The following is a 12,448-nucleotide window of genomic DNA, read 5'->3' as shown; positions in this document are numbered from 1 at the left end:
AGTTGACAACTCCTGTGTCCTGGCCTTTGCATCGCCTCGCTCACCAGCGCCTGCTGCGTCAATCTCGGTTTTTGTTGGCTGCGTTCTGAGGCGGCGCCAGCCAGCGCTGTGCGGCCTGCTCCAGCATCTCTGTCCAGCTCCCCCGTTGGGATTGCTGGAGGAGCTCGAGCGTGGGATACCAGGCCCAGCGGATGCCGTCGCCCCAGTAGCGCCATTCGGGCCGGGCAGGAACCAGCACCTGGCCTGTTTGGCCCAGGGCCCCGGCCAGGTGGGCCACGGTTTGGCGCGTCGTGACGACTCCATCGAGGGCGGCGATCAGGGCCAAGGCGTCGTCAAGGTCATGGCCGGGCTCTCCGAGCCGGTGCAAACCTGCATCGCGACTGAGCTGGGTCCAGTGGCTATCGCCGCTGGGCAGGTACTGCAAGTCGAGCCACTGCACCCCGGGCCAGGCGCCCAGCTGCTTGAGCTCCGTGGGTGAGAGACTGCGCTCACGCCGTTCGGACCCGCTGGCGCCGCCAAGCCAGCCCAGGCCCAGGCGCAAGCCCGGTGGCATCTTTGCAAGCTTGGACCGCCAGTGCGCCACTCGCTGGGGCTCGGCCTTCAGATAGCCTTGGCTCCCCGCTGCGGCCATTCCCAGGCAAGGCCATAGCAGCATGGCCAGACTGCCACTGCCGATCACCACCGCATCGTCGCCGCGCGCTTGGCTGCCGGTTGCCACGCTCACATGGGGCGGCAGCTGACGCCGTAGCAGGCCGGCCAGCCGGGGCGCCGGCTCCACCCGCAACCTGGGGCAGGCAGCTGCCAGGGGCGGCAGGTAGCGGCTGGCCATGATCTGATCCCCCACGCCTTGTTCGCCCTGCACGATCACGTGGTGTTGCGCTAGCTCCTCCAAAGGCGGCAGGGGTCTGGGGCTGCCGTCTGGCCGGAGCCTGGGATTGCTGCTGCGCCATTCGTAATGGGGCCAGGCCTCAGCGCAGCGGCGCTGGCTCAGCAGGGCGAGAGCCAGGTTGAGGTGGGCTTCCCGCTGCCGGGGGCGTTGCTGCAGTACAGCGCGGTAGAGCTGCTCAGCGGCACTCCAGTTGCTGCTGTGCACATGCACCGCAGCCAGCGCCATGGTCCAGCGCCAGTCGCGGTCGGCCGCTGCAATCTGCAGCAGCAGGGCGAGGGCTTCGTCGCTGCGGTTGAGCTTGGCGAGCAGCGCGCTGCGCAGTTGCAGGGCTGTTGCGGGCAGTGGTGGCTGCAGTCCTTTGAGCAGCTCCAGGCCCGCTTCCCATTGGCCGCTGCCGGCAGCGATCTCGGCTGCAGCGAGGCGTGCATGGGGGTGGTGGTGGCTGTTCTGGAGGGCCTCCTCTGCCAGCGCCAGCCAGTGTTGTTCGGGACCCTGGTGCGCACGGCAGCCGCAAAGGGCCAGATTGAGGGTGAGCCGCCAGTCGCGGCCGCCCTGCTCACGCCAGCTCTGGCCTGCCTGGATCGCTGTCTGCCAGTCGCCGCGTTCCATCGCGGCGCGCATCACCGCCTGCGTTGCTGCAGGGGTTGAGGCTGCCGCGGGGGATTCGCTGTCAGGGGAACTCTTCAAGCCAGGAGGTGAGGATGTATTTATCGCCACGCAGGGGAGGGTTGCCCCGGTGGGTATGGGTGAAGGCGGCGGGGAAAATCAGCAGTCGCCCCTGAAGCGGCTTAATGCGTCTGTGCAGATAAAGAAATTCGGTTTCGCCACCCTCTTCGACGCTGTTGAGGTAAAGCATCGTGACCAGTTTTCGATAAGCGTTGTCGCCACCGTTTTCGAAGTGCCATTCGTGAAAGCCCTCTCCCGGTCTGGTGCGTTGAAACTTGCAGTTGAGATGGAAATAACGGCCTGATTTGAGAATGGGATAGCGCTCGAAGTAGAGCTTCAGGGCCTGGTCGCAGAGACTCGAATAGTGGTGATAAATCGGTGCGATCAACCGGTCTTGATAAAAGCGTGGCGCCACCCGGTTGAGCAGAGCCTGTTGGTCGTGGACCTCCTCGCGGCCCCGCTGGCGCTCCACGATCAGGCCGTTGGTCTGCAGGTATGTGAAGAACTGCTCCAGCGCCAGAGGCTGGTGGTTGGTCTCGAAGCAGCCGATGAAGTCGGACCCGATGCTGTGCTCAAGGATCCTCGGTTCTTGCATGGCTCATCACAGTCTCCTGCTTCAGGCTAGGCGGTTTCGCAGCTCCTCCTAGCCCGAATTGAGCCTTGGTCTAGCGCCAGAGCCTTTCGAGCTCGCATCTGTTGCACCACACCATCAAGGGGCTCCCAGGCTCTCCGGGCGATCGGTTTGCGCTTGAGCTGGGGTGAGGGCACCAGCGGCTGTCATCCAGTAGCAATTAATCAGCAGGCCCTTGCCATAGCCCACCCCGTCGAAGATTTTATCAATCCAGTCGGTCTCGATCATGGGCGCGGGGGCGATTCATTCCAGAATTGCGCATCCCCGGCGTGCCCCTTCGATGGTTGATTGGCAGGTGCCAGTGGCGGGGCGCTCACCGGGGCTGATTACCGCCAGCGAGCTGCGGTGGCGTTTTCCCCGCTCGTCTGGGCCGGGCGGGCAAAACGTCAACACCACCGATTCGCGGGTGGAGCTGCTGTTTGATCTGAGGGCGACGACGGCTTTCTCGCGGGCGTTAAAGGCCCGGGCCCTGCAGCGTCTTGGCGCCAGGCTGGTGGAGGGCTGTTTGGTGATCGCGGCCAGTGAGCACCGCTCCCAGTGGCAGAACCGTGTGGAGGCGCAGCGGCGTTTGGTGGAGCTTCTCAAGGAGGCGATCAAGCCGCCGCCACCGCCGCGGCGCCCCACCAAACCCACGCGCGGTTCGGTGCAACGGCGCTTGGCGGCCAAGAAGCAGCGCAGCGCTGTGAAGCAGCAGCGGCGCGGGCGGATTCAGCCGTCAGAGGATTGAGCCGCTCGGATCTCTGCCTTTGCCTTTTGCCATAGGCCTTCGAGTTCGCGGATGCTGCGGCCCTGGAGGTCGCCGCCGAGGCCCGCCTCCACGCGGGAGAAGCGATCGAGGAAGCGGCGGTTGGTTCCAGCCAGACCCGCTTCGGGGTCGATGCCGCACCAGCGGGCCACGTTCACCAGGGTGAACAGCACATCGCCGAGTTCCTCCTGGGCGTGGGCCTTGTTGCCACTGGCCACGGCTTCCTTGAGCTCGTTGAGCTCTTCATGCACCTTCTCCCACACGCCGGCCATGTCGTCCCACTTGAAGCCGGCCGCGGCCAGTCACGGCAGACTGACCCTCGAGTCCACCACCACCAGCTCCATGCCTCCTGAGTCCTGCGTTGCACGGACCGCAGAGCAAGGCATGTCAGAGCTCAAGCGAGCCGAGCACGCATGGATCAGCTTGGCCAGCAGCAAGGACCCGCTCTACTTGGCGATGGCACTGCGCTGGTTTGGCCGTCACCTCAACGAATACGCCTGGCGATTCCATGCCTCCATGCAGCTGGATGCCATCGGCCAGCAGCTTCATCAGGCGCCGTTGTCAACGCATTGTCAAGGAATGGAGTAGCAGGGCTCAGGAAGGCAGTCTCACGCTGCATAAGTGACACCTTAGAGACAAATGATCCACGGGGGCTGGGAGGCCCCTTTTAAGTTTCAGTCGATGGGCTGCAAATGTGCTGCTTTGGCCTGTCGACCCTTGTCGATGTGCGCAGGATGTCCTGTATGGATCCTTCGCGCCGTCGGCACCTCGCTGAGCTCAGCCTGCGCGACTTTTGCCTCTACCGGGCCATTTGCATCGAGCTGGACGATCTGCAGGAGACGATCCAGTTCGATGGCTTGTTAGGGCGCGACTTCCTGGCCTTGTCGGTGGCGATGCGGGATCGGCGCCTCCTGGTGGAGTGGTTGCGGGATCTGCGCTTCCCTCCATCGTCGCTGTATTCCGATCACGGCATCAGCGAAGCGGTGGAAGAGCAGTTATTGGCTCACCCGCTCGATTGAATGTTGGTGGGAAAGGGTTGGCGGATCCAGGCTGGGGCTTGATCCTTGCGCCACTGGAGCGATCAAGTCGTATGGCTCGTCCCCTGCCGGTCACCACCACGTTTGAGCTGCCTGGCTACCGCATTCTTGAAAGCCGCGGTGTGGTGCGCGGCATTGTGGTGCGCTCCCCCACGCTGCTGCAGGGCTTTCTGGGTGGCCTGAAAACCATGATCGGCGGCCGCATCGGCGCTTACACCGCCATGTGTGAGCAAACGCGTCAGCAGGCCTTCGATGAGATGGTGGAGCATGCCCGCCAACTCGGTGCCAACGCCATCGTCGGCATGCGCTACGACGGCTCCACGGTGGAGACGGGCTCGACGGGCGCCACAGAAGTCCTTTGCTACGGAACTGCTGTGCTGGTTGAGCCGCTCTTGGCTGCGGGGCCACCCGTCTGACAGCATCGCTGCCAGATCCCCGCCATCTCGCTGTGTCTGTTGCTGATCTGAAGGCGTTCCTCGCGAAGGTTGAGTCCGACGAGGACCTGCGTCAGAAGCTCCACGCCGCCTCCGGCATGGATGACATCGTGGATCTGGCTGCAGCCCATGGCCACAGTGTGGATAAGGCCTCTGTGCTCCGCGCCCACGGCGAAGCCCTGAGCGGAGCCAGCGACCACCAGCTGAAAGGGATCAACAGCTGGGGCGATGCTCTGATGCACTGCTTCGGGGCCACCGAAGAGGAGTGAGCTCCGGCTTAGCGGCTGCTGCTTGATCCCGTGTTGTAGCCGCTCCAGATTTCCAGTTCTTCAAGGCTGAGCACGCCAAGGCGCCGCTCACCGTTGAGTTCCCAGGTGGGGTAGCCCCTTACCTGGGAGTCCTGGCAGCGTTGTCTGCCTGCGTCGTCTTTGTCGCATTCCACATAAGGCAGCAGCTCGATCGCTTCGACCCCGAACAGCTCCTTTTGGTGGTTGCAGTGGGGGCACCACCAGGCCCCGTAGACCACCGCCCCTTTGAGCTTGAGGTGCTGGGCCAGGCCTTTCTGGCGATTGTTGGAGGGCTGAATCGTGCTGCTGGCGGTGCTGTTGCCACTGCTTTCGGCTGCTGGGGTGGCAGAACCGGCCGCTATCGAGCCTGCCGCGATCAAGCCAAGCGCCCAAGGGAGGATCCTCCAGGCCTTGATGGCCTGCCGGGGCTGCAGAAGCCGATCGGAACCACGGGGCATTGTGTCGCGCGCGCTTCGGCAAGACCTTAAGCGCGCTGGAGCGTTCGGCCTTCCGCCCCGCGCTGGGGCCGCCTGCACCCCGGGCGGCTGGGAGACTGGTGGGGCCGGCCCCGGTTTCCCAGCACCTGCGATGAGCGCCAACGGATATCGCGACTATTTCAAGGTGCTCGGGGTGGATCGCAGTGCCGATGCCGACACGGTGAAAAAGGCCTTTCGCAAGCTGGCCCGTCAGTACCACCCAGATGTGAACCCCGGCGACAAGGGCGCCGAGGCGAAATTCAAGGAGATCAGTGAGGCCTATGAGGTGCTCTCCGATCCCGACAAGCGCAAGCGCTACGAGCAGTTCGGCCAGTACTGGAACCAAGCCGGAGGTGCCGCCGGGGCTGGTGGTGTTGATGTGGATTTTGGCCGCTACGGCAACTTCGACGACTTCATCAATGACCTGCTCGGCCGCTTCGGTGGCCCTGGCGGCGGTGGCTTCGCGGGTGGACCCGGCGGCTTTGGTGGCTTTGGCTCAGGCTTCCCGGGTGGTTTCGGTGCCTCGGGCTTTCCTGGTGGCGGCTTTGCCGGCGGCGGCCAGCGGGCGCAGGCTCCCAACCTCGATGCAGAAGCGAGCATCACGCTCAGCTTTTCGGAGGCCTTTCGAGGCTGTGAACGCACCCTGGCTGTGAACGATGAGCGGGTGCAGGTGCGCATCCCTGCTGGGGTGAAGCCCGGCAGCCGCCTTCGCCTGAAGGGCAAGGGCAATCTGCAGCCCGGCACCGGCCGGCGCGGTGATCTCTATCTCAACCTGCAACTGCAGGATCACCCGGTGTGGAGCCTCGAGGGTGATCAGCTCAAGGCTGACCTTCCCCTCAGCCTGGATGAATTGGCCCTGGGTGGTGAGGTGCGTGTGGCCACCCCCGATGGTGAGGCCACGGTGACGGTGCCCCCCGGTATGGACGTGGGCCGCAGCCTCCGCCTCAAGGGAAAGGGCTGGCCCACCAAGGGAGGGCGGGGCGATCTGCTGCTCAGCCTCAGCCTCAAACAGCCGGCCAGCTACAGCGATCAGGAGCGCCAGCTGCTCGAGCAGTTACGCGCCGCTCGCAGTGTGGATCCACGCGCCGATTGGATGAGCGCCGCCCGGCTCTGACCGAAACGCCCCCTGATGGATTCGAACCATCGACCGGCTGCTTAGAAGGCAGCTGCTCTATCCAGCTGAGCTAAGGGAGCTGACGCTGGGCATTGTGGCATTTGATCCCTGGCAACGCCGTAGACCGTGGCTTCTATGGTGGTGTGCTGCGCACTTGTGCTCGATGCCCGCTCCACGGCTCAACGACAGCCAAAAAGAGGAGCTGGTGGTTCGCTACCGCCAGGGTGAAACAGCCCAGGCCCTGGCGGTTGCCTTCGGCTGCAGTCCCAACACCGTGAGCCGGGTGCTGAAGGCGGCGCTTGACCCCGGTGAAATGGAGGCGATCAAGCGGCAGTCCAGGGGCCGCACCCCTGCGCCCGTGGCCGATCCATTGCCGGAGGTGGTAGCTGACCCAGCCCCGGCTTTCCCAGTCGAGCTTGCGTTCCCCGGTGCTGCTGAAGCCGACCAGACGCCCGCCTCTTCCACTGCTGACGAGGAGGAGCCCACCACCCTCGCCATCGACGACGCCGACGATTTCGGCGATGACGGCCTCGATGACAGCGAGGGCGATGACGACACCGACGAAACGGACGCCGATCCGCTTGTGGTTGCCGATCCGGTTGTGGTGCTTGAAGCTAAGCCCCTAATCCCAGGAGCGCTCCCCGCCAGCGTGTACATGTTGGTGGACAAAACCGTGGAGCTTCAGCCCAGGCCTCTGGCTGACTTCACGGAGCTCGGCTCTCTGCCGGAAGAAGAGCAGGCCCGTCAGGCCCTGATGCTTTACACCAATCCGCGTCAGGCCAAGCGCCAGTGCGGCCGCACCCAGCGGGTGATCAAGGTGCCGGATGCGGGCGTGCTTGAGCGCCGCTCCTCGTATCTCGTGGCGCAGGGCATCACCCGGTTGGTGGTGGAAGGGGGCAGCCTGTTTGCCTTGTCGAATAACTGAGCTAACACCGAATGAGTTCTCCTCACACGCATGCGTTCAGGGCTGTGGCTCATCGCTGCCGGGGTGTTGGCGGGTCTGCTCAGTGGCTGTGATCCCCTCCCCGGGCGCCTGCGCACGGATCCCCCGGGTACTGCCCTCAACACCAGTAGCTCCCGCTGGTATGGGCAGTCATCAACCGGCGCCTACAGCAGCGTGCGGCAGGTGACCACTGGGTTGAATCAGTTTTCGTTCAAGGAAACCTGGTTCCGCGGCAAAGGCAGCCAGCCGTTCGTGACGATCGGGAAGGGCAGCTACACCCCGTCTTCCGGGATCAATATCTACGAGTACAGCCAGCCCCCGGGTGTCGTGGTGGTGCGCACGTCTGAGGGGCATGAGGCCCTCTCCACTCAAGACGACGTGTTGGCCAGCACCCTGCCCCAGTTCCAACCGGGTGAGTGGATCACCTACACATTGCGGCCTTGATCGCCGCGGGGGAGGAGGAGCGCTGTGGTCACGCCGCCGCTGATCACACCGGTGACCAGCGCCACCCCCAACAGAAACCCCGTGGGCAGTTCAGCTGTTTTGCCGAAGCCCAGGTTGAGCCGCGCGCGTTGATCCAGGTTCTGGGCTCCCAGGCAGAGGATTAGCAGCAGCAGTACGCCGCCACCCAGGCTGGCCACCAGCAGGCGCAGGCGCAGCAGCATCAGCTCGGCTCCTCAGCGCGATGGAGCAGAGCGTAGAGCTCTCGGCGGGCCATGCCCGTTTCCTGCGCCAGCTGCCGGGCTGCATCGCTGCGGCTCAGGCCGGAGGCCACCAGGGCATTCAAGGCGTCTTGCAGTTCTGCCTCGCTGCGTGGTGCGGCAGCAACCGCCTGGGCGCCCCCCAGCACGATCGTGAATTCCCCCTGCGGTGCCTGCTGGCGGAAATGCTCGAGCGCCGCCGACACGCTGGGGCCTACCTGTTGCTCATGCCGTTTGGTGAGCTCACGCGTCACGGCGATCGGGCGATCCCCCAGTTCCGCCAGTAGGTCTTCGAGCAGGTGGAGCAGGCGATGCGGGGCCTCGAAGAGCACCAAGGTGCGGGGTTCTGCCGCCAGCTCCTGCAACCGGGCGCGGCGTTGTGTGCTCTTGGGCGGCAGGAACCCCTCAAAGCAGAAGCGCCCGGCAGGCAGGCCGCTGCTCACCAGGGCGGTGGTCACCGCACAGGGCCCCGGCACGCAGATCACGGTTCGTCCGGCGCATCGGGCGGCGGCCACCAGGGCTTCGCCGGGGTCGGAAATACCCGGCAGGCCGGCATCGCTGATCACGGCAATCGCCTCGCCCTCCGCCAGGGCCTCGAGGAGTTCAGGAATGCGGCTGCTCTGGTTGTGCTCGTGGAAGCTCACCAGTCGGGGGGGCTGATCACCGCTGCGCAGGCCGAGGTTGTGCAGGAGCAGGCCGCTGTGGCGTGTGTCTTCGCAGGCGATGCGCTGCACGCCGCCGAGCACCTGGCGGGCGCGGGGCGACAGGTCGCCCACATTGCCGATGGGTGTTCCCACCAGATAGAGCACTCCTGCAGCCGGTTCGGCGCCCTGCATCACAATGCCCCTTTGCCAGCTCCATGATGCCCGCCGCCGCCTGCATGCCTTCGGGGATCAATGAGCAGCAGCTGCTGGCGGAATTGCGCCGCCTCAGCTGGGGTGCTGCCGACATCCTGCTCGCCTATGGCCGCGGCGACCAGCCCCCTTTCGGCTTTCCTAAGGCGCTGAGCGTGGATGAGGGCGGCGAAGGCCCGGTGAGCGCCGCGGATCTGGCGGTGAATCAGTGGCTCCTGGATGGTCTGGTGAAGGCCTTCCCCGATGCCGGCTGGACGCTGCTCAGCGAGGAGACCGCGAAGGAGCAGCTCACGGCCGGTGAGCCCCTCGATGCCGAGTGGTTGTGGATCCTGGATCCCCTCGATGGCACCAAGGATTTCCTGCAGGGCACCGGCGAATACGCGGTGCATCTGGCCCTGGCCCACAACGGCGAGCCGGTGCTGGGTGTGGTGTTGCTGCCTGAGATGGAGGAGCTGTGGATTGGCCTGGTGCCGCAGCAGCGGGCCTGGTGTGAAAACCGTGCCGGAGAGCAGCGTCCTGCCAGCCTCAGCCCTCGCCAAGCCCTGGGGGATCTGGTGTTGGTGGCCAGCCGCAACCACCGCGATCAGCGGCTGGAGCAGCTGCTGGAGGCCCTGGCCCTGGGCGATACCAAGGCGATCGGGAGTGTGGGAGGCAAGGTGGCCACGATTCTGCGCGGCGAAACCGATCTCTACATCTCCTTATCCGGCAAGAGCGCCCCGAAGGATTGGGATATGGCGGCCCCTGAGGCGGTGCTCCGCGCTGCCGGTGGCGCCTTCACCCACGCTGATGGCCGCCGCCTCAGCTACAACGACGGCGACATTCGCCAGGCCGGCTGCCTGATCGCCAGCCACGGCCGCAGCCACCAGCAGCTGTGTGACAAGGCTGCCGGTGCCATGGCGGTGATCGATCCGGGCTTCCCTGTCTGAACCGCTCGGCGGCGCATGAAAAAGCCCCCGTTGCCGGGGGCTGATCATTCAGAGCGTTGAGGCCTTGATCACTCGGCCACAACCACTGCTGCTGCAGCGGCGGGTTCTTCCGACTGGGGCACGCCGCGCAGGGTGAGGTTGATGCGGCCGCGGTTGTCGATTTCGCGGACGCGCACGGTTACGTGATCGCCCACGCGCACCACGTCTTCCACCTTCTCCACGCGGGCTTCGCTGAGCTGCGAGATGTGGATCATCCCTTCCTTGCCGGGCAGGATTTCCACGAAGGCGCCGATCGGGATCACGCGGGTGACAGCACCGCTGAACACTTCGCCTTCCGACACGCGGCGGGTGAGGCCTTCGATGATGCGCTGCGCTTCCTCAGCGGCAGCACCGTCGTGGCTGGCGATCGTGACGATGCCGCCGTCTTCGATGTCGATCTTGGTGTTGGTGCGCTCGGTGATGCCCTTGATCGTGCGGCCGCCGGGGCCGATCACGGTGCCGATCAGTTCCGGATCAATGCGGAAGCTGAGCAGGCGCGGAGCGTGGGGGCTCAGCACGTCGCGGGGCTTCTCGATCGCCTCGAGCATCTTCTCGAGGATGTGCAGGCGGGCCGGGCGGGCCTGGTTGATCGCCTCGGCCACGGTCTTCACCTCAAGACCGGTGATCTTCATGTCCATCTGCAGGGCGGTGATGCCCTTCTCGGTGCCGGCCACCTTGAAGTCCATGTCGCCGAGGAAGTCCTCGATGCCCTGGATGTCGGTGAGGATCCGCACCTCTTTGCCTTCCTTGATCAGGCCCATGGCGGCGCCGCTCACGGGGGCCTTCAGGGGCACGCCCGCATCCATCAGGGCCAGGGTGCTGCCGCACACCGAACCCATGGAGGTGGAGCCGTTGGAGCTCAGGCACTCCGACACCACGCGCAGCACGTAGGGGAAGGATTCCTTGCTGGGCAGCACGGGGATCAGAGCCCGCTCCGCCAGGGCGCCGTGGCCGATTTCGCGGCGGCCGGGGCTGCGCATCGGCTTGGTCTCGCCGGTGGAGTAGGGCGGGAAGTTGTAGTGGTGCAGGTAGGTCTTCTCGTTGGACGGGTTGAGGTCGTCCATCTCCTGGGCATCGCTCGGGGTGCCGAGGGTGGCGCAGGAGAGCACCTGGGTGAGACCACGCTGGAACAGGCCAGAGCCGTGCACCCGCTTGGGCAGCACGCCGGCGGCGGCACTGATCGGACGCACTTCATCGAGGTTGCGGCCATCCACGCGCTTGCCGTCTTTGACGATCTGGTCGCGCATCAGCTTCTTGGTGAGCGACTTGTAGCTGTTGCCCAGCGCCTTGCCGTTGCTGCTCACCGCCACCTTGATGGCGTCGTCGTCTTTGAGGCCGTCGATCTTCTCGGCCACCTGGGCCTTGATCGCATCGAGCTGTTCGTCGCGCTCAGCTTTGGTGAGCTTGAACTGCTTGAGCACATCGCCGATGCCCTTGGCGCATTCCTTCTCGAGGAACTTGGGCAGGGTTTCGTCGGTGGCTTGCGGCTCGGGGATCACCTGCTCGATGCCGAGCTCCTTGAGCAGGGCCTGTTGGGCCTTGATCAGTTCGCACACGGCTTCGTAACCGAAGTCGATCGCTTCGATCACGTCTTGTTCGGGCAGCTGGTTGGCACCGGCTTCCACCATGATCACGCCCTCAGGCGTGCCGGCCACAACGAGATCGAGGTCGGAGCGCTCGATTTCGCGGTAGCTGGGGTTGAGCACGAAGTCGTCGCCCAGCAGACCCACGCGCACAGCCGCCATCGGGCCGTGGAAGGGGATCTTGGCCAGCAGGGTGGCCAGGGAGGCGCCGGTGACGGCGAGCACATCGGGCGGCACGCGCTCATCGAGCGACATGCAGGTGGCCACGATCTGCAGGTCGTCGCGCAGCCAACCGGGGAAGAGCGGCCGCATGGGGCGGTCGATCAGGCGGGCAATCAGCGTGGCGCGTTCGGGCGGACGACTTTCACGGCGCATGAAGCTGCCGGGAATGCGGCCAGCGGCGTAGAGGCGCTCTTCGTAATCGCAGATCAGGGGGAGGAAATCGATGCCCTCACGACCGCCGGAGCGGGTGGCGGTGACCAGAACGGCTGTATCTCCGCATTCGACCATGACTGAACCGCCTGCCTGAGGGGCAAAGCGGCCTGTGGTCAGCCGGATCTCCCGACCATCGAAGGAGATCGACTGAGTGTGACCTTGCACTTGGGCTTATGTCTTGTTTGTTGTCAAGTGCGATTCTCGCATCCGACGTGCGAATGCCGTGACAACGTCCCCAATCTCTTTGGAAAGTGTGGGAGGGAAGGCGCAAGTCTGAGCGCCACCTGCGCAAGCCAATAAAAAAGCGCCGTGAGGCGCTTTTGAAGAGTCTTTGGCTGGGAGGCCAGGCTCACCAGGAGGACTTGACCACGCCGGGCAGTTCACCTTTGTGGGCACGCTCGCGCAGTTGGTTGCGGCACAGGCCGAAATCGCGATACACACCGCGGGGCTTGCCGGTGGCCCAGCAACGGTTGCGGAGGCGCACCTTGGCGCTGTTGCGGGGCAGACCCTGGATCTTGCGGTGAATCTCCAGGCGCTCCATCGGGTCGGCAGCCGCGTCGAAGGCAGCCATCAGAGCAGCGCGCTTGGCAGCGAAGCGCTCAACCGTCTTCTGGCGCTTCACGTCGCGCGCAATCATCGACTTCTTCGCCATGCGGCCTGAACTCAACGGGCAATGACAAACCAGCGT

The 12,448-nt window shown here is 65.1% G+C and carries 17 protein-coding genes, 1 tRNA gene and 1 pseudogene; 9 read left to right on the top strand and 10 right to left on the bottom strand.

Annotation, left to right across the window (positions count from 1 at the left end; translation table 11 throughout):
* Window positions 1-58: 58 nt before the first annotated feature.
* The 3 genes from H9532_RS12615 to H9532_RS12605 all read right to left on the bottom strand — a co-directional run bounded on the left by H9532_RS12615 (window position 59) and on the right by H9532_RS12605 (window position 2,414).
* Window positions 59-1,510, bottom strand: a complete 1,452-nt coding sequence (locus tag H9532_RS12615; protein WP_296369013.1) for a hypothetical protein — start codon at window positions 1,508-1,510, stop codon at window positions 59-61.
* Window positions 1,511-1,559: 49 nt separating this feature from the next.
* Window positions 1,560-2,150 (bottom strand): 2OG-Fe(II) oxygenase, encoded by a 591-nt coding sequence (locus tag H9532_RS12610; protein ID WP_296369011.1) that lies wholly within the window; start codon window positions 2,148-2,150, stop codon window positions 1,560-1,562.
* A 114-nt stretch (window positions 2,151-2,264) separates the two neighbouring features.
* Window positions 2,265-2,414 carry a hypothetical protein gene (locus H9532_RS12605; protein WP_296369009.1) on the bottom strand — a complete coding sequence of 50 codons (150 nt, stop codon included), beginning with the start codon at window positions 2,412-2,414 and terminating at the stop codon, window positions 2,265-2,267.
* Window positions 2,415-2,466: 52 nt separating this feature from the next.
* Between H9532_RS12605 and arfB the strand changes: the two genes are divergently transcribed.
* Entirely contained in the window at window positions 2,467-2,913 is a 447-nt protein-coding gene (arfB, locus tag H9532_RS12600; protein ID WP_296369007.1) for an alternative ribosome rescue aminoacyl-tRNA hydrolase ArfB, read from the top strand.
* Here arfB and H9532_RS12595 read toward each other — a convergent pair.
* Window positions 2,895-3,230 (bottom strand): annotated as a pseudogene (locus H9532_RS12595) (MazG nucleotide pyrophosphohydrolase domain-containing protein); the annotation flags it as partial. The gene arfB and the pseudogene H9532_RS12595 overlap by 19 nt on opposite strands.
* Window positions 3,231-3,273: 43 nt before the next feature.
* On the opposite strand from H9532_RS12595, the gene H9532_RS12590 reads away from it, so the two are divergent.
* From H9532_RS12590 to H9532_RS12575, 4 genes are all read left to right on the top strand, one after another.
* Window positions 3,274-3,519, top strand: a complete 246-nt coding sequence (locus H9532_RS12590; RefSeq protein WP_296369005.1) for a hypothetical protein — start codon at window positions 3,274-3,276, stop codon at window positions 3,517-3,519.
* A gap of 155 nt (window positions 3,520-3,674) precedes the next feature.
* Entirely contained in the window at window positions 3,675-3,950 is a 276-nt protein-coding gene (locus H9532_RS12585; RefSeq protein ID WP_010304426.1) for a hypothetical protein, read from the top strand.
* A gap of 71 nt (window positions 3,951-4,021) precedes the next feature.
* The gene (locus tag H9532_RS12580) at window positions 4,022-4,384 is read left to right on the top strand and encodes a YbjQ family protein (protein WP_296369001.1); all 363 of its coding nucleotides are present in this window, start codon (window positions 4,022-4,024) and stop codon (window positions 4,382-4,384) included.
* A gap of 32 nt (window positions 4,385-4,416) precedes the next feature.
* Complete coding sequence (locus tag H9532_RS12575) at window positions 4,417-4,671, top strand: Nif11-like leader peptide family natural product precursor (RefSeq protein ID WP_296369000.1); 255 nt, start codon at window positions 4,417-4,419, stop codon at window positions 4,669-4,671.
* Between the two features lie 8 nt (window positions 4,672-4,679).
* Here the strand turns inward: H9532_RS12575 and H9532_RS12570 are convergent, their stop codons facing one another.
* Window positions 4,680-5,147, bottom strand: a complete 468-nt coding sequence (locus tag H9532_RS12570) for a hypothetical protein (protein WP_296368998.1) — start codon at window positions 5,145-5,147, stop codon at window positions 4,680-4,682.
* Window positions 5,148-5,277: 130 nt separating this feature from the next.
* On the opposite strand from H9532_RS12570, the gene H9532_RS12565 reads away from it, so the two are divergent.
* Entirely contained in the window at window positions 5,278-6,279 is a 1,002-nt protein-coding gene (locus H9532_RS12565; RefSeq protein WP_296368996.1) for a J domain-containing protein, read from the top strand.
* Window positions 6,280-6,285: 6 nt separating this feature from the next.
* On the opposite strand, the gene H9532_RS12560 is transcribed toward H9532_RS12565, so the two are convergent.
* Window positions 6,286-6,359 (bottom strand) — tRNA-Arg (locus H9532_RS12560).
* An 83-nt stretch (window positions 6,360-6,442) separates the two neighbouring features.
* Between H9532_RS12560 and H9532_RS12555 the strand changes: the two genes are divergently transcribed.
* Together H9532_RS12555 and H9532_RS12550 are read left to right on the top strand one after the other, a co-directional pair.
* A complete protein-coding gene (locus tag H9532_RS12555; protein ID WP_296368995.1) occupies window positions 6,443-7,204 on the top strand; it encodes a helix-turn-helix domain-containing protein in 762 nt (253 codons plus the stop codon).
* A gap of 30 nt (window positions 7,205-7,234) precedes the next feature.
* A complete protein-coding gene (locus H9532_RS12550; protein WP_296368994.1) occupies window positions 7,235-7,666 on the top strand; it encodes a hypothetical protein in 432 nt (143 codons plus the stop codon).
* Here the strand turns inward: H9532_RS12550 and H9532_RS12545 are convergent.
* Window positions 7,648-7,887 carry a hypothetical protein gene (locus tag H9532_RS12545; protein WP_296368991.1) on the bottom strand — a complete coding sequence of 80 codons (240 nt, stop codon included), beginning with the start codon at window positions 7,885-7,887 and terminating at the stop codon, window positions 7,648-7,650. The genes H9532_RS12550 and H9532_RS12545 overlap by 19 nt on opposite strands.
* A complete protein-coding gene (rsmI, locus tag H9532_RS12540; protein ID WP_296368989.1) occupies window positions 7,887-8,759 on the bottom strand; it encodes a 16S rRNA (cytidine(1402)-2'-O)-methyltransferase in 873 nt (290 codons plus the stop codon). Before rsmI ends, H9532_RS12545 begins: the two co-directional genes overlap by 1 nt.
* Window positions 8,760-8,782: 23 nt before the next feature.
* Between rsmI and H9532_RS12535 the strand changes: the two genes are divergently transcribed.
* Window positions 8,783-9,703, top strand: coding sequence for a 3'(2'),5'-bisphosphate nucleotidase CysQ (locus H9532_RS12535; protein WP_296368987.1), 921 nt, complete (start codon window positions 8,783-8,785; stop codon window positions 9,701-9,703).
* 68 nt (window positions 9,704-9,771) lie between these two features.
* Here the strand turns inward: H9532_RS12535 and H9532_RS12530 are convergent, their stop codons facing one another.
* Together H9532_RS12530 and rpsN are read right to left on the bottom strand one after the other, a co-directional pair.
* Entirely contained in the window at window positions 9,772-11,925 is a 2,154-nt protein-coding gene (locus H9532_RS12530; protein ID WP_296368986.1) for a polyribonucleotide nucleotidyltransferase, read from the bottom strand.
* 184 nt (window positions 11,926-12,109) lie between these two features.
* On the bottom strand, window positions 12,110-12,412 hold the full coding sequence (rpsN, locus tag H9532_RS12525; RefSeq protein ID WP_296368983.1) for a 30S ribosomal protein S14: 303 nt from the start codon (window positions 12,410-12,412) through the stop codon (window positions 12,110-12,112).
* Window positions 12,413-12,448: the final 36 nt, after the last annotated feature.

Origin of the sequence: Vulcanococcus sp. Clear-D1 (assembly GCF_014654725.1) — a bacterium.
Classification (GTDB): domain Bacteria; phylum Cyanobacteriota; class Cyanobacteriia; order PCC-6307; family Cyanobiaceae; genus Vulcanococcus.
This window is presented reverse-complemented; position numbering and strand designations above follow the sequence as displayed.